The organism is Paenibacillus mendelii, assembly GCF_024498075.1.
Lineage (GTDB): Bacteria > Bacillota > Bacilli > Paenibacillales > Paenibacillaceae > Paenibacillus_Z > Paenibacillus_Z mendelii.
Genome location: NZ_JANHOF010000019.1, coordinates 56,618 through 79,179, shown reverse-complemented (window position 1 = coordinate 79,179; position 22,562 = coordinate 56,618). Strand labels below are relative to the sequence as shown.

Below are 22,562 nucleotides of genomic sequence, written 5' to 3'. Positions count from 1 at the left end.
CATTAACCGCTAAGGAGCTCCCTCTTATGCTGGATATCGTGTTAAAGAACGGACGAATCGTCGATGGTACCGGGAACCCCTGGTATATGGGCGATGTAGGCATTATGGATGGTAAAATTGCGGTCGTCGGCCATGTCGACCAAGAAGCTAAACTAACGATCGACGTTAAACGAGACGTGATATCCCCCGGCTTCATTGATGGTCACTGCCATTCCGATCTGAAAATCTTAGTTGAGCCTACGAGTGACTTCAAGCTGCAGCAAGGGGTGACGACCGAGGTCGTCGGCAACTGCGGCCTAGCCCCCGCCCCTTACCTCGCGCCATATGCCGACGCCCTGCAGCAGTACGTGCAGCCCGTTCTTGGCAGCACGCCATGGGCGTGGAGCTGGCAGTCTGTCGAAGCTTACATCGGCCTCCTTGCCCGCTCGGCGATATCGGAGAACGTAGCGACTTACGTGGCGCATGGCGCACTGCGGATCGCGGTGATGGGCTTCGAGAAGCGGCCAGCCACGACACAGGAATTGCAGCGCATGAAGATGATGCTCGAGGAAGGCATGAAGGCGGGCGCGATCGGATTATCCATTGGCCTGCTGTACGCACCAGGGAGCTATGTAGGGAGAGAAGAATTAGCGGAGCTGTGCAGCGTGCTCCCCAAATATGGCGGTCTGCTGTCCACTCATATGCGCGGAGAGGGCAGCAGCCTGATCCCCTCCATCCAGGAGGTCATCTGGATTGCGGAGCGCAGCGGCGTACCGCTGCATGTCAGCCATTTGAAATCGGCCGGCGCCATCAATTGGGGGAAGGCGCTCCAGGCGATGGAGCTGATCGAGAATGCCCGGGCCGGAGGGCTGGACGTCACGTGCGATGTCTATCCCTATACAGCCGGATCCACGTCCATGACGACGATTCTGCCGCCATGGTCGCTTGAGGGCGGCATCGAGGCGACCTTGAACCGCCTGCGCTCACCGAAGGAGAGGGCGGCAATCAAGGCAGAGCTGCGCGAGGAACAGGCAGACTGGGATAATCTCATCTGTTCTACCGGGTGGCAGAGCGTTTACGTATCCGCCGTATCCACGGAAGCGAATCGAAGGCTTGAGGGAAGACAGATGCAGGATATTGCCGATGAACGCGGGAGCGACCCCGAGGACGCGATGATGGATTTATTGCTTGAGGAGAACGGCATGATCGCCATCGTTTATTTTCACATGGCGGACAACGATGTTCGCGAGATTATCCGCTACGACCGCTCGCTTGTCGCTTCCGACAGTCTCGGCTGCGTAACAGGGAAGCCCCACCCGCGCTCGTACGGCACGTTCCCGCGGCTCATCGCCAAATACGTGCGGGAGGAAAAGCTGCTCACGCTCGAGCAGGCCGTACGCAAGATCACCTCCTTCCCGGTGCAGCGCTTCAAGCTCGGCAGCCGCGGGCTTCTCGTGCCGGGGTATCAGGCCGATGTCACCGTTTTTAATCCGGACACGTTTCGCGACACTGCCACCTACCAGGAGCCTATTCAAACACCGGAAGGATTATCGCATGTCTTTGTCGGCGGCGTACATACAATGGAAAAAAGCCGGCATACCGGTGCCAAAGCGGGAGCCTTCCTGCATGCTTGCGCTTGCGGAACTTATCATGGCTAAACGAATGACGCATTCATAAACAATCGTTTCATACCAAGGAGAGATTCATATGGCTAAGATCGAACAACGGCTCGAAGAGTTAGGCATCCTGCTGGAAAAGGTACCGACACCGGTGGCGCAATATGTCCCGGCCAAAACCGTCGGCAGCCTGGTGTATACGTCAGGCGCCGATTGCCGGGTACAAGGCGTGCTGAAATACACCGGCAAAATCGGCCAAGAGCTGACCGTCGAGCAAGGCTACGACGCCGCGCGCCAGGTCATGATTAACCTGATCGCCGTGCTGAAGGATCATCTAGGCGATCTCGACCGGGTGAAGCAGGTCGTGAAGCTGCTCGCCTTCGTCAACTCGGCCGACGGCTTCGTCGAACAGCCGTTTGTCGTCAACGGCGCTTCCGACCTGCTGGTCGAAGTGTTTGGCGAGAAGGGCCGCCACGCCCGCTCCGCCATCTCATCCAACGAGCTCCCCTTCAATACGCCGGTGGAGATTGAGATGATTGTCGAGATTGAGAGCATCTAACACAAAGGCCTCCTATTCCCCTGCTAGGGCTGGAATAGGAGGCCTTCTTCTTTCACGGAATCCGCTAGAATGAATTACGCTTCCAGTTTTTGCGAAACACGCTCGGCGAGCACTTCTCGATGCTCATGAACGCATGCAGGAAGGTATTGTAGCTGCTGAAGCCGCAGCATGCAACGATATCGTTCACAGGCTGGCTGGAGGCGATCAACAGCCGCTTGGCCAGGTGGATTCTCTTATGCAGCAAATATTCCTTGGGTGTAAAACCATAGTGCTTCTTGAATTGCCGGATAAAATAGAACAGGCTGAAGCCCGCTCGATCCGCGACTTCCTTGACGCTTTGTATCGTCGAGAAGCTTTCGTCGAGATACGTCTTGGCCCGCTTCAGCGCGTCCGGCTCCTGCCAAAGCGATGATGAAACGGTATCGGTCAGCAGACCGAAGCTGCGCGCAAGCGTATCGTACAGAAGTGTGGACAGCGATTGTTCATCCTTATGGTCTGCTGACATCAAGTCCACGATCCGCCACAGATTGTCCTGAATGGCATGCTCCCGGAGCAAGCTGTGCAGAACGACATGCGGGGCATTAAACCATTTTCGCCAGTAATAATCCATATCCGGACCATCGAATACGACGTACAGCATATGGTAGGGATCGTCAGGATCGGCGCGGTAGGCATGCGGAAAACGCATGTCATAGAGGAGGCAGTCGCCCTCTACGAGATCGGTCCATTGATCGCCGGTCTTGAACCTGCCCTTCCCCTCCGTCACATAGACGATCTCATACGCCGGATAGTGCTTCCGTTCAAAGAAGAACTGTCCATCCGAGCGGGAGAAGGCAGACAGCAGCGGATAGAATAAGTGGCTCCTCACATATTCACTAGGGTTCCCGAGGTACTCACAGGATTCCATCATCGTTGGCACTCTCCCCTTTCACTGTGTATCAACCTTCGCCTCCTCTTCCTTGAATGCGCCCGCATCCGCGAACCAAGGCTTCATGCCGAGCAGCATCTTGCGCAGCGGTGTATGTGCGGTTACCTTCAGCTCCTCGGACGGTTCGTAACCCGGCCATGCTCGAAGCATCGGGTTGCCATAGTTATAAATCAGCGATCGTCTGGTATGGTCGGTAAAGTTGTTGAGTGCCGAATGATAGGTGTATCCGTGAAAAATGACGGCGGTTCCCGCTTTCACATTCATCCGCACATGGCCGGGCATCTCCTCCTGCTTCTCGCATTTAGGCAGTTTCTCGTTGGCCATATGGACGCTCCCGGGGAGAAAGGCAAGACAGCCCCCGTCATAATGAACGTCGGACAGAAAATAGAACACTTTCACCATCAACGGGACAGCCTTCTCGTTCACATGAAGCAGTGTGTTCGTATCGCGATGCCAGTTGGTGTGACTTTCCTTCTGCGGAGGCTTGATCAGCGCTTCGTTGTCAATCATAACGAAGCTGTCGCCCATCAGATCGCGCAGAATCTGCATCATCCGATGATTCTCCATCAGCTTCACGAAGCTCTCTCCATATTCAATGACCCCGCAAACCTGCTGCACATTGGACAGCTGGCCGGTCTCCGGATTAACCTTGCCGGATTCGTCCAGTTTACGGAACGCTTCGTCCATCTGTTCGTTGTGGAACTTAATTTCGTTGTCGCTCAAGAAACCGTCAAGCACGAGAAACCCATCGCGTTCCCACACCATTTTTTGCTCAATCGTCAGTCCATGCAGCTTCATCCGATTCGAGCCTCCCTCGATCGCTTGTATACGTTCTACTTGTAGTTTACCGATCCATGACGAGGTTAGGAAGACGGGAAGTTGCTGACTACACCCCATAAATTGCTTTTATTAGGAGGTCATGCTCTCTGAGCTAGCCGGGCGGGCCTTGCCGCTAAGGGAGAAGTAGGTCCACATCCGAAGCAGCCTTTCAACAGGGCCAAACTGATATTTCCTCCATACCCAAGCGCTTATGACCGCCTGCACGGCATAGATCAGCAGGGAGAGCAGGATGCCGGTTACGACCCCGATCCGACCATACAACCCCAGCCCATAGCCATAGAAGATCGTGGTGCAAATGACCGTCTGCATCAAATAATTCGTCAGTGACATTCTTCCTACCGATTCGAAAGCCGCTATAGTAAACGACCGCCGAGAGAGTCCAGGCAGCACGAAGGCCAGCAGAAAGATGTAGCCTAGCGCCAGCAGCTGTCCGCCTCCTATCATCAGAACGCCGCTCCAAGGCGACGCGCTCCATAGGACCGCCGCTGTCTTCATGGTCAATCCCGCCGGCAGGAACAGCAGCGTTAATCGCGAATATCGGCTCCTTTCTTTGCGGGGATTGTGAAACCACTGCTTGCTGGCGGCTGCCATGCCAAACAAGAACATCGGCGCAAGGAAGACCGGTGCGAACAGGATGAGCAGTATCACGGGCGCTCCGGACAAATCAAGCGGATCCGCATTCATGCGAAACTCCTGTATCTCCATATACGTACCGCTGCCCATCACATCGATCGACTCCTCGATATAATGCTTCATACGAATCTCCGCCTTGTCATCCTCCTTCTGCGAGCCATATCCCAGACCGGCAAACAGCACACTAAGCACAATGCCCCAGATCAGCATCGTCCTGGGTTTTCTTCGAATGAAGAGAAGCAGACAGAAGCCCATCAAGCCGTAAGCCGCGAGAATATCGCCCTCCCACAACAGCAGCCCATGCAGCACGCCTAATAGAAGCAGCATGAGAAATCGGCGGGATAGATACCGCTTATACTTCAGCCCCTTGCTCACCAGACTGTCCTTCATCTTATATAAACCGTACCCGAATAGAAACATGAAGATCGGCATGAAGCTGCCCTCAATCATGATCTGCAGCAGCTTATGAAACCCTATATCCCAAGCAGATGGATTGAACGACTCCAGCTTATCCTTCCCATATAGCCCGTACTGAAAAATAAGCATGTTCGCCATCAGAATGCCGAGCAAGCTGAACCCTCTAATCGCGTCTATAATTCGAACGCGCTCTTTCCCTTCCTTTTGAACCGTGTTTGTTTCTGTCATCATCCTCTTCACCTCTGCTTTATCCTAACAAGCGATCTTGAACGCAGCAGAAACCGCTGTATAAACGCAGGCTTAATTTTGGATGAATCTGTTTAGCTGTTGTTCAAGTTCGTATGTTAACATAATCGTGGGTGATACGTTATGAATGAAACGAATGAGATAAAAATCCTCATTGTCGATGATGAGCCATCTATTGTTACCATGCTGCAGATGGTGCTCCGCAAGGAGGGGTTCCAGCAGCTATATACCGCATCCTCATGCCGCGAGGCACTGGAGACGGTCTCCCGGGTCGGCGCGGATATCGTGCTGCTCGATATTATGCTGCCCGATGGCAGCGGCTTGGAATTATGCTCGCGAATCCGCGAATATGGCAATCCGCATATTCTATTCCTAACCGCCAAAGCGTCGGATCTGGACGTGCTGACCGGCTTCGCCATGGGTGGAGACGACTACATCACGAAGCCATTTAATCCGCTTGAAATCGCAGCCCGCATTAAGGCGCGGATCCGGCGGCTGGATGTGGCCGCGCCATCGAACGCCGTCACACCGAGCCAGAAGGATTCACGCATATATCAGTTCGGACGTTTCTCGGTCAATGAGGCAGAGGGAGAATTAATCGTGGACAACCAGCATGTGCCCTGCCCCGCCCAAGTCTTCCAGCTGCTGCTCCACTTCTGCAAGCATCCGGGTATCGTCTTCTCCAAGACGCAGCTGTATGAAGCCGTATGGGGGCTCGATGGTCTCGGTGACGATTCGACCGTTATGGTTCATATTCGGCGCATACGGGAGCGGATCGAATGGGATCCCAGCGATCCGAAACACCTGCTCACGATCCGCGGACTGGGGTATAAGCTGGCAAAGGAGCCTGCGAAGCGATGAAGATCCAGCGGCGCATGGCTTTCCATTTTACGTACCAGCTTATCTTCTATTCCTTCTTAATCTTCGCCGTCATTCTTATTCTGTTCATCTTCTTTATCCAACAAATAACGAATGATGAAATACGCCGTAATTTCCCCAATGGCGCATTGGATACGATCACGACCGAAGCCACTTATGAGAAGGGGCAAATTAAACTCGCTTCTAGGTGGACCAAGCTGTTGGAAGAACGCAACATCTGGATGCAGATCGTGAATCAAGAAGGCAAGGTTATTTATAAGGCGAATGCCGATGACTCCTCCTTGCCACTGTCCTATTCGGTTACGCAGCTGCTCGCCATCCAAGAGACGGGTGAATTCGGCCGGTATTCCATTACTTCTCAGCTGGACCTGACCTACAAGGAGCCGCTCCTGTTCCTGCTTGGCTATGAGAATCCCGATCTCGACCAGCTCTCCTCCTGGTATACGGCCTACCAAGTGAACGGTCTTGTCGGGGAGAAGGCTTTGTCTTCGCTTGATCAGAAGCTTCAAGAGACGGACAGCTACCTCCAGATCATTAATCAAGCAGGGGAGATCGTACAGACCGTTGGTCACCCTTCAGCGTCTCCGAAGAAATTCGATCCGCTTGAGATTATCGCCATGCAGCAAGCTCCGGGGAATTACGATACGAATATTGTCGTGTATCGTCACGCCCAAGGCGCGATGACCTGGATTCTGCATACGCCTAATGCTGCCAGCGATTTGCCCAAGCAGCCGATTCTATCGGAGATTATCCGTCTGTTTATCTGGATGATCGCACTCGTGCTGGTCTTATCGATCGCCGTCTCCTTCTGGCATGGCTACCGTTATGGGCAGCCGCTAATTCTATTCGCCGGATGGTTCGAGCGGATGGGACGCGGCAAGTACGATGAAGTGCTCACAGCCAAAGACAAGCGCCGCGTGTTCCGGCGCAACGGCAAGCTGCGGATTCGTTACCGGCTCTACCGGGAAGTCATCCAAGCCTTCTATCAGATGGCCGAACGGCTGGCTCATACGGAGAAGGAGCGCAAACGCCTGGAGAAGGCCCAAGAGGAATGGATGTCCGGTATCTCGCATGACCTGCGCACACCGCTTGCCACCATTCAAGGGTACGGATATATGCTCGAGAGCGCGCCCGACCAATGGAGCCAAGAGGAGCTGCGCGTGATGGGGACGATGATTCGCGAGAAGGGCGACTACATGCTGGAGCTTATTACGGATTTCTCGCTCATTAACCAGCTGAAGCAGGACGGCCTGCCTATGGAGGTTCAACAAGTGAACCTCGATGAATTAGTGCGCGTTGCCGTGCTGAAATATGTGAATGACGCTACACTGGCAGACTGCCATTTCATCTATGAGGGCGAAGAGGCTCCGATTACGATACAAGGCAACGACACGTGGCTGCAGCGGCTGCTGGATAATCTGCTGTCCAACGCCGTCAAGCATAACCCGCCCGGCATCACCGTGACGGTATCGGCAGGTATGATGAACGACGAAGCTTACATTCGGATATCCGATAACGGGAACGGCATGGATGAGGAGACCAAGCGGAACCTCTTCGAGCGGTATTACAGAGGAACCAATACCGAGGAATCGACAGCCGGTTCAGGGCTCGGCATGAGCATTGCGAAAGCTATCGTGGAAGCACATGGCGGCGAGATCGAAGTCTTGTCGTCATTAGGCAGCGGTACGGAGATTACCATCCGGCTCCCGCAATGAACGGAATGCTGCGCGGCTTCCACTGGTCATTTCTTCGATTAAACGGCTCGACATTCGACACGAGATTTGCAGTCTTTCAAACCACCCCCCTCGGAGCCAATCTCAGGGGGTTCCTGCTTCCCATGCTTATCTCGCCTGTCTAGGCCGCCTGCTTGTTTCCACTCGCGAAAATAACCGTTTACTTTTGCCCCGAAATAGAGAAACTAGAGTATAGGCATTCCTATCTACTATTTAACTGATGCAGGGGGTTATTATGGTTGATTTCGCGCAAGTCGATTATTTGGCTGTCATTCTCGCTACGGTAGCTACGATGATTCTAGGATTCTTGTGGTATACACCGGTATTATTCGGTAACACTTGGATGAAGCAGCTTGGCATGAAGCCGGAGGAGATGTCCGGCGGCGGTCCGCTGACGTATATCCTAACGGCCGTAACCGCCATTGTCGGGGTATTCGTCTTGGTGCTGCTGCTGACGCTCGGCGAGGAAACAACCGCCTGGTCAGGATTATGCATTGGACTACTGATCGGCATAGCCGTATCGGCCAAGATCGGAATGAACTATTTGTTCGAGGGCCGCAAGCTCGGCCTCTATCTTATTACGATCGGGTATCATCTCGTATCCTTCATCATCTCGGGCATCATTATCGGAGCCATGCAGGGATAACGGAAGCCGGGGCAGCGACTCGTACAGCAAAGAAAAAGGCACAGACCGCATGATTGAATGCGGTCTGTGCCTTTTTTTATTACGGTCGGGCAATTCTATGAGCCACTGCAAAAAACACACAATCTTCAACACCGAACAAATAAATCCCCTGCTTCATAGTGAGCGTTGTCATTAATTCTGCTATATGTATAAATTCCGAGAGGTGCGAGAGGTGGCCGTAACGGTAGAAAACGGTCTTACAGACTCCGCACAGGGCGAAGCACTCAGCTGTAAGACCGTTTTTCGGAGTTAACCGTATAAATTGCAGAGTGGGGTAAGCAAATCGGACAAGTTAGCGGTAGAAAATGGTCTTACAGACTCCACTCAGGGTGATAGGTATGGCTGTAAGACCCTTTTTCGGAGTTAACCGTATAGATTTCGGAGGGTAGTAAGCAAATCGGACAAGTTAGCGGTAGAAAATGGTCTTACAGACTCCGCGCAGGGCGATAGGCATGGCTGTAAGACCGTTTTTCGGAGTTAACCGTATAAATTGCAGAGTGGGGTAAGCAAATCGGACAAGTTAGCGGTAGAAAATGGTCTTACAGACTCCACTCAGGGTGATAGGTATGGCTGTAAGACCGTTTTTCGGAGTTAACCGTATAGATTGCAGAGTGGGGTAAGCAAATCGGACAAGTTAGCGGTAGAAAACGGTCTTACAGAATCCACTCAGGGTGATAGGCATGGCTGTAAGACCGTTTTTCGGAGTTAACCGTATAGATTTCGGAGGGAAGTAAGCAAATCGGACAAGTTAGCGGTAGAAAACGGTCTTACAAACACCACTCAGGGTGATATGCATGGCTGTAAGACCGTTTTTCGGAGTTAACCGTATAGATTTCGGAGGGAGGTAAGCAAATCGGACAAGTTAGCGGTAGAAAACGGTCTTACAGAATCCACTCAGGGTGATAGGTATGGCTGTAAGACCGTTTTTCGGAGTTAACCGTATAGATTGCAGAGTGGGGTAAGCAAATCGGACAAGTTAGCGGTAGAAAACGGTCTTACAGAATCCACTCAGGGTGATAGGTATGGCTGTAAGACCGTTTTTCGGAGTTAACCGTATAGATTGCAGAGTGGGGTAAGCAAATCGGACAAGTTGCGGTAAGAAATGGCCTTACAGACTCCGCGCAGGTCGATGCACTCAGCTGTAAGACCGTTTTTGGGAGTTAACCGTTTAGATTTCGGAGGGAAGTAAGCAAATCGGACAAGTTAGCGGTAGAAAACGGTCTTACAGACTCCACGCAGGGCGAAGCACTCAGCTGTAAGACCCTTTTTCGGAGTTAACCGTATAGATTTCAGAGTGAGGTAAAGGTAAGTCGATGGGGCGTGTTAAGTTACTGATTAACTTAGTCCGGTTCGTTCAATGCCGATAAACAAAGAAAAAAGGCACAAACCGTATATGTTCACACGGTCTATGCCTTCACCCAATACGTCAGGACCAGCCCCAGAAGAATCCGTCTCTCTCCCATGCCGCCCGTCCGCGATGCAGCTTCTTGAATGCCTTCTTGACTTCCTTATCGATGGAACGGTTGCCGTTCTCATTGACATAGATAAATGACTCGCCGAAGTGCTTCGAGATGTAATCTACGGCCTGTTCCTGATATAACATACCCGTGTTCTGCAGCTCCTTGAACATCCACTCCGCAACTTCGTCAGCTGTGTATTCCATGACCGTCACTCCTAATTTTATGCACGCTGTTTGAACTATATAAGTTGAACCCATGATTCCAGCACAGCACGCTGCACAGGCAGAATGTTCATACGCTAGCGCTTCTCCAGAATCATTCTTCCTGTTCAAGCTCATTGCAGGTTTCTTTCGTTCAACTTCATTAGCATACCTTGTTCGGAGGGATGGCACAACCACGCTTACAGCCGAGGGAACCGCCTGCTCGGAGCACGAGTTTCAGCAGGCAATCCACAGCTTATGAGCCGAATTGTCGGAACGCCCAGCTGGCGCTGCCGATCACACCGGCATCCTCGTTGCGCTGCGCCGCGGCCAGTTCAAGACGTTCGCGATAGATCGGCATGATGCGTTCGAACAGCGTCTCCCGGACGGGAGCGAGGAAGCGTTCGCCTGCATGCAGGACACCCCCGCCCAATACAATAATATCCGGGCTGAGCAGCGGCACTACGTACGAGAGCGCTTTGCCCAGCGTGACGCCGGTCCGGTGCATAATTGTAACGGCAACCTCGTCACCTTCATCATAAGCAGCAGATACATCTGCCGCCTTCAGCTCGGCAGGATCCTGCTTCAGATCAGCCAACAGCGTCTTCTGTCCCGATAATACAGCCTCCCTCGCTTGACGAGCCAAGCCTGTCGCAGACACCACCGTCTCCAAGCAGCCGGTTAATCCGCAGTTGCAGCGGTAATCGATCCCTTCGATCGGAACATGCCCAAGCTCGCCGGAGAAATCGCCACCTCCTTGGTAGAGCTTGCCGTCGTTCACCATTGCCGTAGCCAATCCGGTCCCTACTGTCAGTCCGAACACATGGCGGCGATTGCGCCCTGCACCGACAACCGCTTCCCCGTACACATACATGCGGACGTCATTCTCCATGCAGACCGGCATGCCGGTTAGCTCTTTCAGCTTCGCAAGGACGGGATAATTGCGAAAATGCAAATTGGAAGAAAGAACGCTGATGCCCTGCTCCGGATCCACGAGGCCCGGCATGCCGATCCCGATGCCGACCACATCTTCAGCCGCAATACCGGACTCCGCAAGCCCAATCTCTGCGCAATTCGCAACGACCGCCATCACATGGTCATTCCCCTTGCCCGCCTCTGTCGGCACCTTCCGTGTCCAGATGATCTCGCCCTCTCTGTCGACAAGACCGCAGACGATATTCGTACCGCCGATATCAAATCCGAAAGCATAACGCTTCATGATAAGTCCTCCCGTAATCGGAATTGTGGATTGTGATTTCTTACCTTAACTATAGGAGCAGCAATCGGAAAAATCAATCACATAATGACATTTCCAATCATAACGTGATTGAAAATTTCATATCACTGCGTTATAGTGAAAACAAAATGAGAGATCTAAGGATGATGAACGTATGGCAATTCCTCCCTTACCGAAGGCTGAAGCAAGGCGGCAGCAACTTCTTGAGCTGCTGAAGCTGCATAAGAAGCTCAGCATTCACGAGATGATTCAGCACATGAACTGCTCGGAAGCGACCGTGCGCCGCGACCTGGATCTTCTGGAGCAGACCGGCGAAATTTTTCGAACGGCCGGCGGCGCCCGTTATCACGACCCTCTTCGGGGGGTCAGCTTCCATGAGAAAGAACAGCTTTATTGGAAAGAGAAAGAAATCATCGCAGCCAAAGCCGCTTCACTCGTCCAGCAGGGCGATATTGTCGGCTTAACCGGAGGCACGACGACATTCCTGATCGCACGGGAGCTGAAGAACCGCCCAGAGATTACGGTCGTCACGAATGCCGTCAACATTGCCATGGAGCTGGCCGAGAGCCAGCAGGTCCAGGTCGTGCTTACCGGAGGCGTTATGAGCAATGAAACGTTCGAGCTCTCCGGTCCTCTCGCAGAGGCGAAGCTGGAAGGGCTGCATATTAACAAAATGTTCATCGGCGTCGATGGCATCCATCCGATAAGCGGGTTAACGACCCACTCGGAGCTGGAAGCACGGATGGCGCAAATCATGATGAGCCGCTCTGACAGCGCAATTGCCGTATTTGACGGGTCCAAAGCGAATAAAAGCTCCATCTTCCCGATTAGTCCCCTTGGCAAGCTGGAAGCGATCGTATGTAACACACCGCTGCAAGGCGAGCTGCTCGCCGTATGCGAACAAGAATCCATTACCCTGCATCTCGCGGGTGGCAGTCCAGCACAGTCTGCCGCGCCCAACGAATTTCCAAGGAGGTAACGAAATGCCATTAGTATCGTCAACAGCTATGCTGCAAGCAGCTCGAGCCGGCGGTTATTGCGTCAGCGCGTTCAACGTACACACCTTGGAGATGCTCCAAGCTGTCGTTGAGGCGGCGGATGAGCTGCGCTCTCCGCTCATTATTCAATCCACCGTAGGCACGGTCAAGCATCTTGGACCTGATTATATAGCAGCAGCCGCAACGACAGCAGCGAACCGAAGCTCCGTGCCAATCGCCCTTCATCTGGATCATTGCTCGGATTTCCCTCTCATTATCCAATGCATTCGTGCCGGATATACGTCCGTCATGATCGATGCCTCCCATTCCCCCTTCGAGGAGAACGTCCGGCAGACGAAGAAGGTCGTTGAAGTCGCCCAAGCTGCAAGCGTGAATACGGAAGCGGAGCTTGGCAAGGTCGGCGGGGTCGAGGATGACATCGTCGTCGAGGATCAGGATGCGCTCTTGGCAGATCCCGAGGAATGCGAGAAGTTCGTGGCGCTTACGGGGGTTTCTACGCTTGCACCCGCAATCGGCACCGCACACGGCATTTATAAAGGAGAACCGAACATTGATTTCGCGCGCATCGAGCGCATTGCCTCCCTTGTCGCCGCCCCGCTTGTTCTTCATGGCGGCTCGGGCATACCCGATGAGCAAGTGAAGCGCTGCGTCGCGCTTGGCATGTCGAAGATGAACGTCGCGACTGAGCTTCGCATCGCCTTCTCCGATGCCATCAAAGCGGTGTTCCAGCAGCATCCCGAGGAGAATGATCCTCGCAAATATATGGTTCCCGCGAAGCAGGCGCTGTTCGAGCTGGCAGCAGACAAGATCAGGCTGTGCGGATCCGTGAACAAAGCGGGGGATACAGCATGACAGCACGCCATCTAACCACGATTACGCTCAATGCGGCTATCGACAAGACCTATTTTGTTCCGGAGCTCGTTCCGGGCAAAGCCAACCGCGCCTCCCGTACGATCGCGCAGGCCGGAGGAAAAGGCATTAACGCCGCCCGCGTTGCCCATTCGCTCGGCGAACCGGTCGTCGCAACCGGCTTCGTAGCCGGCTTGAACGGCCAGATGATACGCAGCGGCCTCACGCAGGAAGGCATCTCGCATCAATTCGTGGAAGCAGCCGGCGAATCCCGAACGTGCCTCAATCTCTTGAACGAGGCAACCGGCGAATCGCTGGAAATTCTCGAGTCCGGACTGCAGATCGGGGAAGCCGACTGTGCACGTCTGATCGAGCAGGTGAAGCTGCTGGCCGAATCCTCATCCGTTATTGTCATGTCGGGCAGCATCCCTTCCGGAGGAGGCTCGGACATCTATCAGCGCTTGATTGACGCCGTAAAGGAGTTCCAGGTACCCGTCATTCTGGATACCAGCGGAGACTCGCTCCTGAGCGGCATTCAAGCTTCCCCGTTCATGATCAAACCGAACAAGGAAGAGTCCGCCCGTCTGACTTCGGATGTGATACAGGGCGGTGCCGATGACGAGGAACGGCTGCATCAGACTATCCGCCATCTGGCACAAGCCAAGCAGATTCCTTGCATTGCCGTATCGCTCGGAGAGAAGGGCGCGCTCGTCGGCTATCAAGGCAAGCTCTATTCCGTGAGCGCCGCCAAGGTTCAAGCCGTCAATCCCGTCGGAAGCGGCGATTCATTCGTAGCCGGGTTTGCCGTTTCGCTTCACCGGGGCTATGATATCGTCCAGGCTCTGAAGCTGGCTTCCGCCTGCGGCGCATCCAACTCTCTTCATTCGGCAGCAGGCGTCGTAATGCCCGATGAAGTCGCATCGTTCATAGAAGAGATTGAGGTTCGGGAGATCGCAAGCCTGTAATGATTCATCGAACGACACAGCCTCCAGTCCGCCCTTCAAATAGGGCCTGCTGGAGGCTGTTCTTATTATTCCTTGTCGTGGACGCGCGCGATGACGGATCTGGCGTACTCGGAGGGGCTCATGCCCGTCCACTTCTTGAAGGTTCCCGAGAAGGCATGAATCGAGCTGAATCCGAGCATGTCGGCGATTTCCGTCAGGCTGTCGGTGTTCTCGCGAATATACTGCTTGGCGCGTTCCATCTTTAGTTTATTGAAGTACTCCTTCATAGAATGGCCGGTATTCTCCTTGAACAGAGCCGTGACCTGGGTTCGGCTAATGTGAAAGTGATCGGCTATTCCCGCGACGGTCAAGTGGCTGCACACATTCTCCTTCATGTGCGCAATAATGCGCTCCGTCAATTCGTCCCTTCGCTTCTCGCGCGCGATCGTCGACAATCCCTTGGGCACTTCCTTGAATACATTGCGCCTGAGCAGCCGAATGAGGAATATCTCCAGATAGTTCTGCATCAGCTGCTCGCTGCCGACCGGCGCGTCTTCCCTCCGCTGAAGCGGATGGTCGAACGGATACTTGAAGGCATTCTGACCTTCGGCTATAATCTGCGCAAGCAGATTACGTTCTTCATTCTCCAGCCGTATGATTTGGCCGTCGAACTGCTTCATCGCCTGCGAATCGCAATCGAAAGTCATGACAATGATGTTCGGCGCCGTCCCCTTCGTCGCATGAAACCGGTGAAATTCGTTCGGCTTATGAAAGATAATGCTGCCTTGCGACATATAATGCACCGAATCGTCCGCCGTTACGACAATTTCACCTTTATCCACGTAGAGAAATTCCCAGAAATCATGGTACTCCCCATGAAACTCGAAGCCTCTCTCCCGCTCGGCATAGAACATCGTAATGATTTGATTAATAACAATCGTCTGCTCGAGCGACGTTCGTATCATGTTGTTCAATTCAAACTGTGATGACATCGGTACGACCGCTCCTTCTGCTGCTCATGCAGGCCTTATTTATCCATGAAACTCGTTATTATTATCATACCTCATATCGCTTGCATTGAGGGGAACTTTCCAGCCTCGCGCGGCACAAAATTCGCAAATATTCGGGCTTTTTGAATAAAGAAAACAGGCCGGATTTCCCTTATACTGACGATACATCCATCCTAACACGGACAAAGGGGAATCCGACATGAGATTAGGCGTAATCGGTTATGGCAACCGCATTCGGCATATGGTTAACGAGGTAATCCGGCAGGATCCAACCTGCAAATTAACAGCGATTGTCGATGTCAGACAAGACACCCTCCGGCAGGAGCTTCGCGATAAGAATGATGATATCCACTACTACTCCACACCGGAAGAAATGCTGGATTCCGGAGCCGTCGACGGCGTGTTCATCGGCACCCGCTGCTCGCTTCACACCCCCATGGCGCTTAAGGTGCTGCGGACCGGTCTCCCGCTCTATCTGGAGAAGCCCGTTGCCACAAACATGGAGGATCTCTACCGGTTGAAAGCCGGTTACGAGGCTTCCCAATCCGGCGTGGTTGTATCCTTCCCGCTGCGGCTGACGACCATTGTGCAGCTCGTCCAAGAAATCGTGGCCTCCGGCAAGATCGGCACGATCGAGCATGTTCAGGCCGTTAACAATGTGCCTTATGGCAATGTTTACTTTCAGAGCTGGTACCGGGATGAGCAGGAGACGGGCGGACTGTTTTTGCAGAAAGCCACACATGACTTTGATTATATCAACGCCATTCTCGGCCAGCAGCCGACTGAAATTTGCGCTATGGTATCCAAGCAAATCTTCAAAGGAGACAAGCCTTCCGGATTAACATGCGAGGCGTGCGAAGACAACCGGACCTGCCCGGAGAGCGCTTTGCTCCGCAAGGATTACACCAAGAATGAATGGACGCAGTGCTGCTTCGCAGAGGATACCGGGAACGAGGATTCCGGCAGCACTCTCATCCGGTACGAATCCGGCATGCACGTCTCCTATTCCCAGAATTTCTTCGCACGGCGCGGGGCAGGCGCCCGTGGAGCGCGCTTCCTCGGGTATAAGGGAACCGTCGAATTTGATTTCTACACCGGCATCGTCAAGGTCTATATGCACCACACGCCGCGGGTCGAAACCTACGAGCTCACCTCCGGCGACGACCACTTCGGCGGAGATCCGCTGCTCGCTAAGAATTTCGTTGATATTATGCAAAATGATGTACCTTCTCTGTCTTCCCTCGACGATGGTTTAATGAGTGCATTAATGTGTCTGGCAGCCAAAAAATCCGCTGAAACAGGCACCTTCCAATCCGTATCATGGGCAACTTCAGCCAGCGGAATAGCTATTTCATAAGGAGTGTTCAAATATGCAATTATCCAATGAAAGCCAATCATTCGAAACACGCATCATAAGCTCGCTCATTAAAGTATTTGCAGACGAGGATCTTCAGGCACCGACGTTCAACCGCGCTACCGCGCTTGCCGGGGAGCAGTATTCGTTCCAAGTGGCATACCGATCCACGCTTTCTGCGAAATACATGATTCGTCCCGAAGCGATAAGCGAGATTGCAGCCGATCTGTCGATCCGTTCCGTTGGATTGGCGCCGTCGGAATTCCCGATCTACGGCAATCACGACGATAATCTGCTGCGCACCACGCCGGGACTGTATCCGGATCCGCTGTTCCCGCTGCCTGCAAGCGGTGATGTAGCGGCGCTTCCCTTCCAGTGGCGCGCCGTATGGGTAGCCGTCACACTGCATAAGGATGCTCCAGCAGGGATTCATCCGATTCGGATCAGGTTTACCGATGGGGAGGGTCATCTGATCGGCGAGGAAACCTTCGAGCTTGAGGTGTTGCCCGCCGCGCTCCCGGATCAACAGCTCATCCTTACGGATTGGTTTCATACCGACTGCTTGGCCACTTATTATGAGGTCGATGTATTTAGCGAGCGCCACTGGCAAATCATTGAGTCTTATGTTCAAATTGCGGTTCGCAACGGCATGAATATGATTCTGACGCCATTATTCACGCCGCCGCTGGACACGCAAGTCGGCGGAGAGCGTCCGACCGTTCAGCTCGTTGACGTGGAGGTAACGGATTCAGGCTACCGGTTCGGCTTCGAACGGCTCAAGCAATGGATTGATCTGTGCAACCTTGCCGGCATCCGTTACTTCGAGATGTCTCACCTGTTTACCCAATGGGGCGCGAAGCATGCGCCAAAAATCGTCGGCACGGAGAATGGCGTAACGAAGCGGCTCTTCGGCTGGGATACCGACGCGACAGGCGATGCGTATAAGGGCTTTCTTGCCGCGCTGCTCCCTGAGCTCACCGATTTCCTTGAGTCACAGCAGCTGAAGGGACGCTGCTACTTCCATATCTCGGACGAGCCGCACAGCACCCAAATCGAGGCTTACAAAAGCGCAAGCGACTGGGTTCGTCCGCTCATCGAAGGCTGGCCGACGCTGGATGCCCTGACCGATTATCCGCTCTACGAGCAAGGCCTCGTGCAGAAGCCGATTCCCGCTTCCGATCACATCGGTCCGTTCCTGGAGAAACAGGTGCCGGGTCTATGGACGTATTACTGCTGCGGCCAGTATTTGAAGGTAGCTAACCGGTTCTTCGCTATGCCTTCGGCACGCAACCGAGTTATCGGCCTGCAGCTGTACAAGTTTGATATCGAAGGCTTCCTTCACTGGGGCTATAATTTCTGGTACTCGCAGTACTCCTTGAAAGCAATCGATCCTTACAAGGTTACGGATGCCGGCGGCGGATTCCCGTCCGGCGATGCGTTCCTCGTCTATCCGGGTGAGGACGGTACACCGGTCGAGTCGCTGCGTCTTGTGGTGTTCACGGAAGCGCTCCAGGATTTGCGCGCCCTTCGGCTGCTCGATAGCATGGTCGGGAAAGAACGTACGCTGGCGATTATGGAGGAAGGCTTGGCAGAGCCTATCACCTTCAACAATTACCCGGCGGATGCGGAATGGCTGCTCGCATGCCGGGAACGCATCAACGCCGCGATCGCGGAACACGCCCGTCAGACGTCCCCTGCCTCTTAGTAGAAGACCGGCCGTGTAACACGAAGCTGGCGTTGACACCCGGCGAATAGGTAAGGTATAGTAAACGAAACGAAAACGGTTTTTAGTCATACACACACGGAAGCACCGTAAGTAACAGGCGTTATTGCGCCTATATTTGCGGTGCTTTTTTTGCGTGCTGTCGTTCTTACGGGACCGACGGGACCGTTTTCTATCGATGTCTAAGGGAGGAACTGAGCCGCAATGAAGATCAAGACCCGTTATGCCATCACCATGATTATGGTGCTGCTGCTAGCCACAGCCGCAGCGGCCCGACCGGCAAGCGCTGCAATCAGCGTCTCCAGCACGTTCAAGTCGTCGCTGGACAAGACGCTTGCTGCAGCCGACAGTGCGATGAAAGGCAAGATTAGTACGCAGTACAACGATTTTGTATCCCTCCAACAGCAGGATACCCAGTGGGATGCGAATATCAAGGCCATTCATTACAAGAATGCGGAGGCCGAAACCTTGCTTCGCAAACAGATCAAGGCCGTTGACGCCGCCAAGATCGACAAGCTTGCGATTCAAGTCAAGCAGACACGCGAGCGCTATAAGAAGCTGTTCGATCTCTACGCGTCATTGAACAGGCAGATTTCAGTATCGCGGACAATGGGAACCAAGGACTTAACGTCCATGCTGCGCTCTCAATCCGAAGCCATGAAGCCTGCCGTTCAGCTGGCGCGTCAGGATATCCGGAACAAAGAGGCTGCTCTTAAGGCGGCTAAGGAAAGCGCCGCTCGGACCATCAAGAAGCTCCGTGACATACTGGCCGAGACCGAGCCGCTTGTCATTCGCATCAAAGCAGAGCGCAGCTCCACCGATATTCCGAAGAAGAGCTTGGCCGCGGAGTGGAAGAACGCCAGCTTGGCTGTGAAGAACCGCGATCTCGCCAGTACGCTGGCCTCACTAACGACCTCCGTGTCGCTCTCCCGTCAGATCGTCGAGCAGAAGCGAAAAATCCACACGCTTGAAGAGAAAATCACAGCCGTTATCCAGAAGGCCAAGTCCCAGCTTCCTGCAGCATAATGAACAAACGATCCGCAAAGGTCAGCAGACCTTTGCGGATCTCACTCCCCTGTTCTTCCTCCATCGGCTTCTGTCTATTCGATCATCTCCTCAGATACTTATCGGGTCGTCGCGTCCAACTAAAGCCTTCGTCATTTGATCGTCATCTCAGATTAAGTTATATTTAAGGTGGCTCGTGTACAATAGAAGCAGATGAATTCCGGAACGCAACCTGGACTCATACGTAAGCTAGAAGACAAGCATCACCATACTTAAGTAACCCCGTCGACCCGTAGAGAACAACCTATTAACTCTGAAAAGAGGATTAACCTATGGATCCTAAACGCATTATAATCATGAGCACCTTAGCATTCGCAATTGCAGTTGGCATGTGGAGTGATGAGAAATACGCGCCTACAGCCAGTGCCGTACCGAAACCCGATACATTGCCTTCGTTATCCAATAAGAGTACAGCTCCTCAGGAAGATCGTTTCCTGCAAGCGCTTGGCGTATCCTCGGACGAAGCTGTCCAGGAAGCATTATACAGCGGCAAGTCGCTTGCTAGCATAGCGGAAGACAATCAGCTTGACGTGCAGAACATCATCGATCTGCAGGTCGCCGAGCTGACCGACCAGCTGGATGAGCGTCTCATTAACGGAAGTCTTGCTATGCACGAATATGAATCACATAAATCAGAGCTGACCGATATCATAACTAGAAGCGTCTATGGCTGACCGTTCCAATACTATCAACGCACTGCAGCCGGGGTCGAACCCTGCGGCACCCAAGAAATGATTCAAGCGAAACCCACCGTTAGAGCGACTCCCAACGGTGGGTTTTAATTTGTCATGTCTTACTTCACAGGATCTCCATTCTTACCCTTTTTATCAGGAATAGAGCTATCGAAGTGACGATTAAAAAAACCTGCCCGAAAGCAGGTAGCTTCTTCCAGCGGGCTCATCTTGTGAAACTGGCCATGACTGCCGTGCAGATCGCCATGATCGCTGAAGAATACGATATGGGTGTTGAAATCAAGCCCGGCTTCGCGCAAGCAATCCCGGATCCGTCCCAGATTCCAATCCAGATTCTCGATCATTGCATAGTAGCCGGCATCGTTCCGCGCCTCGCTTCGCACTCCTTCAATCGGCGGTACGTTGGGACGCAGCTCAACCTTTCCCGGAGTATGCTTGCTTCGAAACGCCTCCGGAGCCATATATGGATTATGGGGCGGCTGCACCGACAGGACCGCGAAGAAAGGCTGGTCATTACCGGATTTTCGTTGCGCGCCGCGCTCGTCGATATGCTCGATCAATAGATTCGTCAGCTCATCGGTTTCGAATCCGGGGAGCCTATAATGGAAAAGGAACGCAGCGATGCGGATAACGTCCCGTCAACAAGGAGCCTCTGGTTGGGCAGCAGAGCGGAAAGCCCGATAACGCTCGATTAAAATTCACGCCGCCTGCGGCCAGATTGTCGATATTCGGCGTATGAACGTTCGGATCGCCGCTGCAGCCCAGCGCTTGCGCCCGATGCTGATCGCCGAATACCCATATCACATTGGGCCGGTCTGTATTCGTGTGGCTCATAGCCATTTTCGCCTCCTCTATGAAACTGTCATCCTTTCACGCCTGAAGTTACGATACCCTGCACGTAATATTTTTGCAAGAGCAGGAAGAGCAGCAGCACCGGCAATGCGATCAACGTCGTTGCGGCCAGAATGTAGTTCCACTGGATCGCGTATTCCGTCTTGAATATGCTAAGCGCCAATTGCACCGTTCTCATGCTGTCTTCATTGGTAATGACCAAGGGCCAGGTATACTGATTCCATGAACCGATGGACTTCAGCAGCGCCATGGTGGCAAATACCGGCAGACTCGCAGGCACATATATCCTCAGCAGTGTCCGCAAGCGGGAGCAGCCGTCGATCTTGGCCGCTTCATCCAGCGCCTTCGGAAATTGAAGAAAAAATTGCCGGAACAAGAACATGCCGAAAGGATGTGCGATCTGAGGAATAATGTTCCGGAATCATCAAGCCGATCAAAGAGAAGAAGAACAGCAGATCGCGTCCCTTAAAGTTCAATCTGGCAAAGGCGTATCCCGCCAAAGACATCGTCACTAGCCCCAGACTGACGGTAAAGAACGTGATGACGAGCGAGTTGGAGAAGTACCGCGCCCAGCTGCCCTGCCGCATCGCATCCCAACGCCAAATAGCCGCCATTCGTATGAATGTCGGTTAATCTCAGACAATGGACATGCACTCGCCAGCAAATCATGCCGCTCACATGTCATCCCGTGAATGTCTTCTATTTGGTCTTCAAGTAACGGCGGTATTCGGAGGGCGACAGGTTGATTAGCTTGCGGAAGGTGGTCGAGAAGTAATACAAGCTCATCCCCACCTCATCCGCGATTTCGGTCACAGTCAGATCGCTGGTGGCCAGCAGCAGCTGCGCTTTCTCCATCCGCTTCTTCGTAATGTAGGTGATCGGCGATACGCCCATGATGGATTTGAACAGCTGGATGAAGTAGTTCGGATGAAAATGCAGCCGGTTGGCCAGCTCATTAATGTTCATTTTCTCCCCTAAGTTTGCCTCAATATAGCTCACAATTGTATTGATCTTGGTCATTGCCGGCGTGACGGCTTCTATTCCCCAATTGGCTTCATTCTCTTGAAGCAGCGCCTGGTCCAGATATTGCGTCAATATCTCATAGAGCACAGATTTTATTTGCAGCGGCGCGGTTAACGATTGGCTCCGGGAGAGCTCGATCAGCTTCAGAAAGCGCTCTTCCAGCCATTCCTGATCGGCGACCTCGATGAAGGCCGGAACATGAAACAGCTGCAATAAATGGATATCACCCATTGTGAGTGTAAAATGGCAAAAGTATTTGCGAAACGTATTGTCCGTATCGGTAGAGAAGGCTTGCTCGACATGAGCCGGCAGCAGGAACAACTGGCCAGGTCGCGGCGAATAGTCCCGGTTGCGTATGCGTACCTTGCCTGCTCCCTCCAAGAAGTAGTACAACCGATTCACCTCGGGATCCTTCAGATGATAATCCCAATCGGGGCCAAGCTTGACGTGATGCACGGCGTAGAGCTGCAGCTGCGCATTCGTGAGATAGCTTCGCATCATATGTAACTGACCCTGCTCCATGTGACCACCTCGATAAACACCATAGAATACCACAACTTTATCTTACTATTATACATCCCGTATTGCTGCGGCGTATATTACGATAATAGGGAATTCATTGAGGGAGGGAAGAGTCATA

The 22,562-nt window shown here is 53.2% G+C and carries 23 protein-coding genes; 12 read left to right on the top strand and 11 right to left on the bottom strand.

Going from position 1 to position 22,562, the window contains the following annotated elements; translation table 11 throughout:
- The first annotated feature begins 26 nt into the window (after nucleotides 1-26).
- Entirely contained in the window at nucleotides 27-1,637 is a 1,611-nt protein-coding gene (locus NNL21_RS31435; protein ID WP_204822437.1) for an N-acyl-D-amino-acid deacylase family protein, read from the top strand.
- A gap of 49 nt (nucleotides 1,638-1,686) precedes the next feature.
- On the top strand, nucleotides 1,687-2,154 hold the full coding sequence (locus NNL21_RS31430; protein ID WP_204822438.1) for a RidA family protein: 468 nt from the start codon (nucleotides 1,687-1,689) through the stop codon (nucleotides 2,152-2,154).
- Between the two features lie 64 nt (nucleotides 2,155-2,218).
- Here the strand turns inward: NNL21_RS31430 and NNL21_RS31425 are convergent, their stop codons facing one another.
- The 3 genes from NNL21_RS31425 to NNL21_RS31415 all read right to left on the bottom strand — a co-directional run bounded on the left by NNL21_RS31425 (nucleotide 2,219) and on the right by NNL21_RS31415 (nucleotide 5,203).
- A complete protein-coding gene (locus NNL21_RS31425) occupies nucleotides 2,219-3,064 on the bottom strand; it encodes an AraC family transcriptional regulator (RefSeq protein ID WP_204822439.1) in 846 nt (281 codons plus the stop codon).
- Nucleotides 3,065-3,082: 18 nt separating this feature from the next.
- Entirely contained in the window at nucleotides 3,083-3,880 is a 798-nt protein-coding gene (locus NNL21_RS31420) for a phytanoyl-CoA dioxygenase family protein (RefSeq protein WP_204822440.1), read from the bottom strand.
- A 111-nt stretch (nucleotides 3,881-3,991) separates the two neighbouring features.
- Nucleotides 3,992-5,203, bottom strand: coding sequence for a DUF418 domain-containing protein (locus NNL21_RS31415; RefSeq protein ID WP_256555611.1), 1,212 nt, complete (start codon nucleotides 5,201-5,203; stop codon nucleotides 3,992-3,994).
- Between the two features lie 138 nt (nucleotides 5,204-5,341).
- Here NNL21_RS31415 and NNL21_RS31410 point away from each other — a divergent pair, with 138 nt between their 5' ends.
- The 3 genes from NNL21_RS31410 (at nucleotide 5,342) to NNL21_RS31400 (ending at nucleotide 8,476) form a co-directional block, all read left to right on the top strand.
- Nucleotides 5,342-6,079 (top strand): response regulator transcription factor, encoded by a 738-nt coding sequence (locus NNL21_RS31410; RefSeq protein ID WP_204822441.1) that lies wholly within the window; start codon nucleotides 5,342-5,344, stop codon nucleotides 6,077-6,079.
- Nucleotides 6,076-7,812 (top strand): HAMP domain-containing sensor histidine kinase, encoded by a 1,737-nt coding sequence (locus NNL21_RS31405; RefSeq protein WP_204822442.1) that lies wholly within the window; start codon nucleotides 6,076-6,078, stop codon nucleotides 7,810-7,812. The genes NNL21_RS31410 and NNL21_RS31405 overlap by 4 nt, the downstream gene beginning before the upstream one ends.
- A gap of 253 nt (nucleotides 7,813-8,065) precedes the next feature.
- A complete protein-coding gene (locus tag NNL21_RS31400) occupies nucleotides 8,066-8,476 on the top strand; it encodes a DUF1761 domain-containing protein (RefSeq protein ID WP_204822443.1) in 411 nt (136 codons plus the stop codon).
- 1,465 nt (nucleotides 8,477-9,941) lie between these two features.
- On the opposite strand, the gene NNL21_RS31395 is transcribed toward NNL21_RS31400, so the two are convergent.
- The gene (locus NNL21_RS31395) at nucleotides 9,942-10,178 is read right to left on the bottom strand and encodes a DUF6953 family protein (RefSeq protein WP_204822444.1); all 237 of its coding nucleotides are present in this window, start codon (nucleotides 10,176-10,178) and stop codon (nucleotides 9,942-9,944) included.
- 253 nt (nucleotides 10,179-10,431) lie between these two features.
- The gene (locus tag NNL21_RS31390) at nucleotides 10,432-11,394 is read right to left on the bottom strand and encodes an ROK family protein (RefSeq protein WP_204822445.1); all 963 of its coding nucleotides are present in this window, start codon (nucleotides 11,392-11,394) and stop codon (nucleotides 10,432-10,434) included.
- A 172-nt stretch (nucleotides 11,395-11,566) separates the two neighbouring features.
- Between NNL21_RS31390 and NNL21_RS31385 the strand changes: the two genes are divergently transcribed.
- The 3 genes from NNL21_RS31385 to NNL21_RS31375 are packed head-to-tail and all read left to right on the top strand — an operon-like array spanning nucleotide 11,567 to nucleotide 14,224.
- Entirely contained in the window at nucleotides 11,567-12,391 is an 825-nt protein-coding gene (locus NNL21_RS31385) for a DeoR/GlpR family DNA-binding transcription regulator (RefSeq protein WP_204822446.1), read from the top strand.
- A gap of 4 nt (nucleotides 12,392-12,395) precedes the next feature.
- Nucleotides 12,396-13,262, top strand: a complete 867-nt coding sequence (gene fba, locus NNL21_RS31380) for a class II fructose-1,6-bisphosphate aldolase (protein ID WP_204822447.1) — start codon at nucleotides 12,396-12,398, stop codon at nucleotides 13,260-13,262.
- Nucleotides 13,259-14,224, top strand: coding sequence for a 1-phosphofructokinase family hexose kinase (locus NNL21_RS31375; RefSeq protein ID WP_204822448.1), 966 nt, complete (start codon nucleotides 13,259-13,261; stop codon nucleotides 14,222-14,224). Before fba ends, NNL21_RS31375 begins: the two co-directional genes overlap by 4 nt.
- Nucleotides 14,225-14,289: 65 nt before the next feature.
- Here NNL21_RS31375 and NNL21_RS31370 read toward each other — a convergent pair whose 3' ends face one another.
- Nucleotides 14,290-15,195, bottom strand: coding sequence for a helix-turn-helix domain-containing protein (locus NNL21_RS31370; protein WP_204822449.1), 906 nt, complete (start codon nucleotides 15,193-15,195; stop codon nucleotides 14,290-14,292).
- Nucleotides 15,196-15,412: 217 nt separating this feature from the next.
- On the opposite strand from NNL21_RS31370, the gene NNL21_RS31365 reads away from it, so the two are divergent.
- From NNL21_RS31365 to NNL21_RS31350, 4 genes are all read left to right on the top strand, one after another.
- Nucleotides 15,413-16,570: a Gfo/Idh/MocA family protein gene (locus NNL21_RS31365; protein ID WP_204822450.1), complete on the top strand. Its 1,158-nt coding sequence runs from the start codon at nucleotides 15,413-15,415 to the stop codon at nucleotides 16,568-16,570.
- A 13-nt stretch (nucleotides 16,571-16,583) separates the two neighbouring features.
- Complete coding sequence (locus tag NNL21_RS31360) at nucleotides 16,584-18,272, top strand: DUF4091 domain-containing protein (RefSeq protein ID WP_204822451.1); 1,689 nt, start codon at nucleotides 16,584-16,586, stop codon at nucleotides 18,270-18,272.
- 222 nt (nucleotides 18,273-18,494) lie between these two features.
- Nucleotides 18,495-19,316 carry a hypothetical protein gene (locus NNL21_RS31355; protein WP_204822452.1) on the top strand — a complete coding sequence of 274 codons (822 nt, stop codon included), beginning with the start codon at nucleotides 18,495-18,497 and terminating at the stop codon, nucleotides 19,314-19,316.
- Between the two features lie 311 nt (nucleotides 19,317-19,627).
- Nucleotides 19,628-20,029, top strand: a complete 402-nt coding sequence (locus NNL21_RS31350; RefSeq protein ID WP_204822453.1) for an MDR/zinc-dependent alcohol dehydrogenase-like family protein — start codon at nucleotides 19,628-19,630, stop codon at nucleotides 20,027-20,029.
- A 119-nt stretch (nucleotides 20,030-20,148) separates the two neighbouring features.
- On the opposite strand, the gene NNL21_RS31345 is transcribed toward NNL21_RS31350, so the two are convergent.
- The 5 genes from NNL21_RS31345 to NNL21_RS31325 form a co-directional block, all read right to left on the bottom strand.
- Nucleotides 20,149-20,607 carry a sulfatase-like hydrolase/transferase gene (locus NNL21_RS31345; RefSeq protein WP_204822454.1) on the bottom strand — a complete coding sequence of 153 codons (459 nt, stop codon included), beginning with the start codon at nucleotides 20,605-20,607 and terminating at the stop codon, nucleotides 20,149-20,151.
- A gap of 37 nt (nucleotides 20,608-20,644) precedes the next feature.
- Nucleotides 20,645-20,881, bottom strand: a complete 237-nt coding sequence (locus tag NNL21_RS31340; RefSeq protein WP_204822455.1) for a sulfatase-like hydrolase/transferase — start codon at nucleotides 20,879-20,881, stop codon at nucleotides 20,645-20,647.
- Between the two features lie 28 nt (nucleotides 20,882-20,909).
- A complete protein-coding gene (locus NNL21_RS31335; RefSeq protein ID WP_256555610.1) occupies nucleotides 20,910-21,281 on the bottom strand; it encodes a carbohydrate ABC transporter permease in 372 nt (123 codons plus the stop codon).
- Nucleotides 21,232-21,513 carry an ABC transporter permease family protein gene (locus tag NNL21_RS31330; RefSeq protein WP_204822457.1) on the bottom strand — a complete coding sequence of 94 codons (282 nt, stop codon included), beginning with the start codon at nucleotides 21,511-21,513 and terminating at the stop codon, nucleotides 21,232-21,234. Before NNL21_RS31330 ends, NNL21_RS31335 begins: the two co-directional genes overlap by 50 nt.
- Nucleotides 21,514-21,598: 85 nt before the next feature.
- Nucleotides 21,599-22,423, bottom strand: a complete 825-nt coding sequence (locus tag NNL21_RS31325; protein WP_204822458.1) for a helix-turn-helix transcriptional regulator — start codon at nucleotides 22,421-22,423, stop codon at nucleotides 21,599-21,601.
- Between the last annotated feature and the right edge of the window lie 139 nt (nucleotides 22,424-22,562).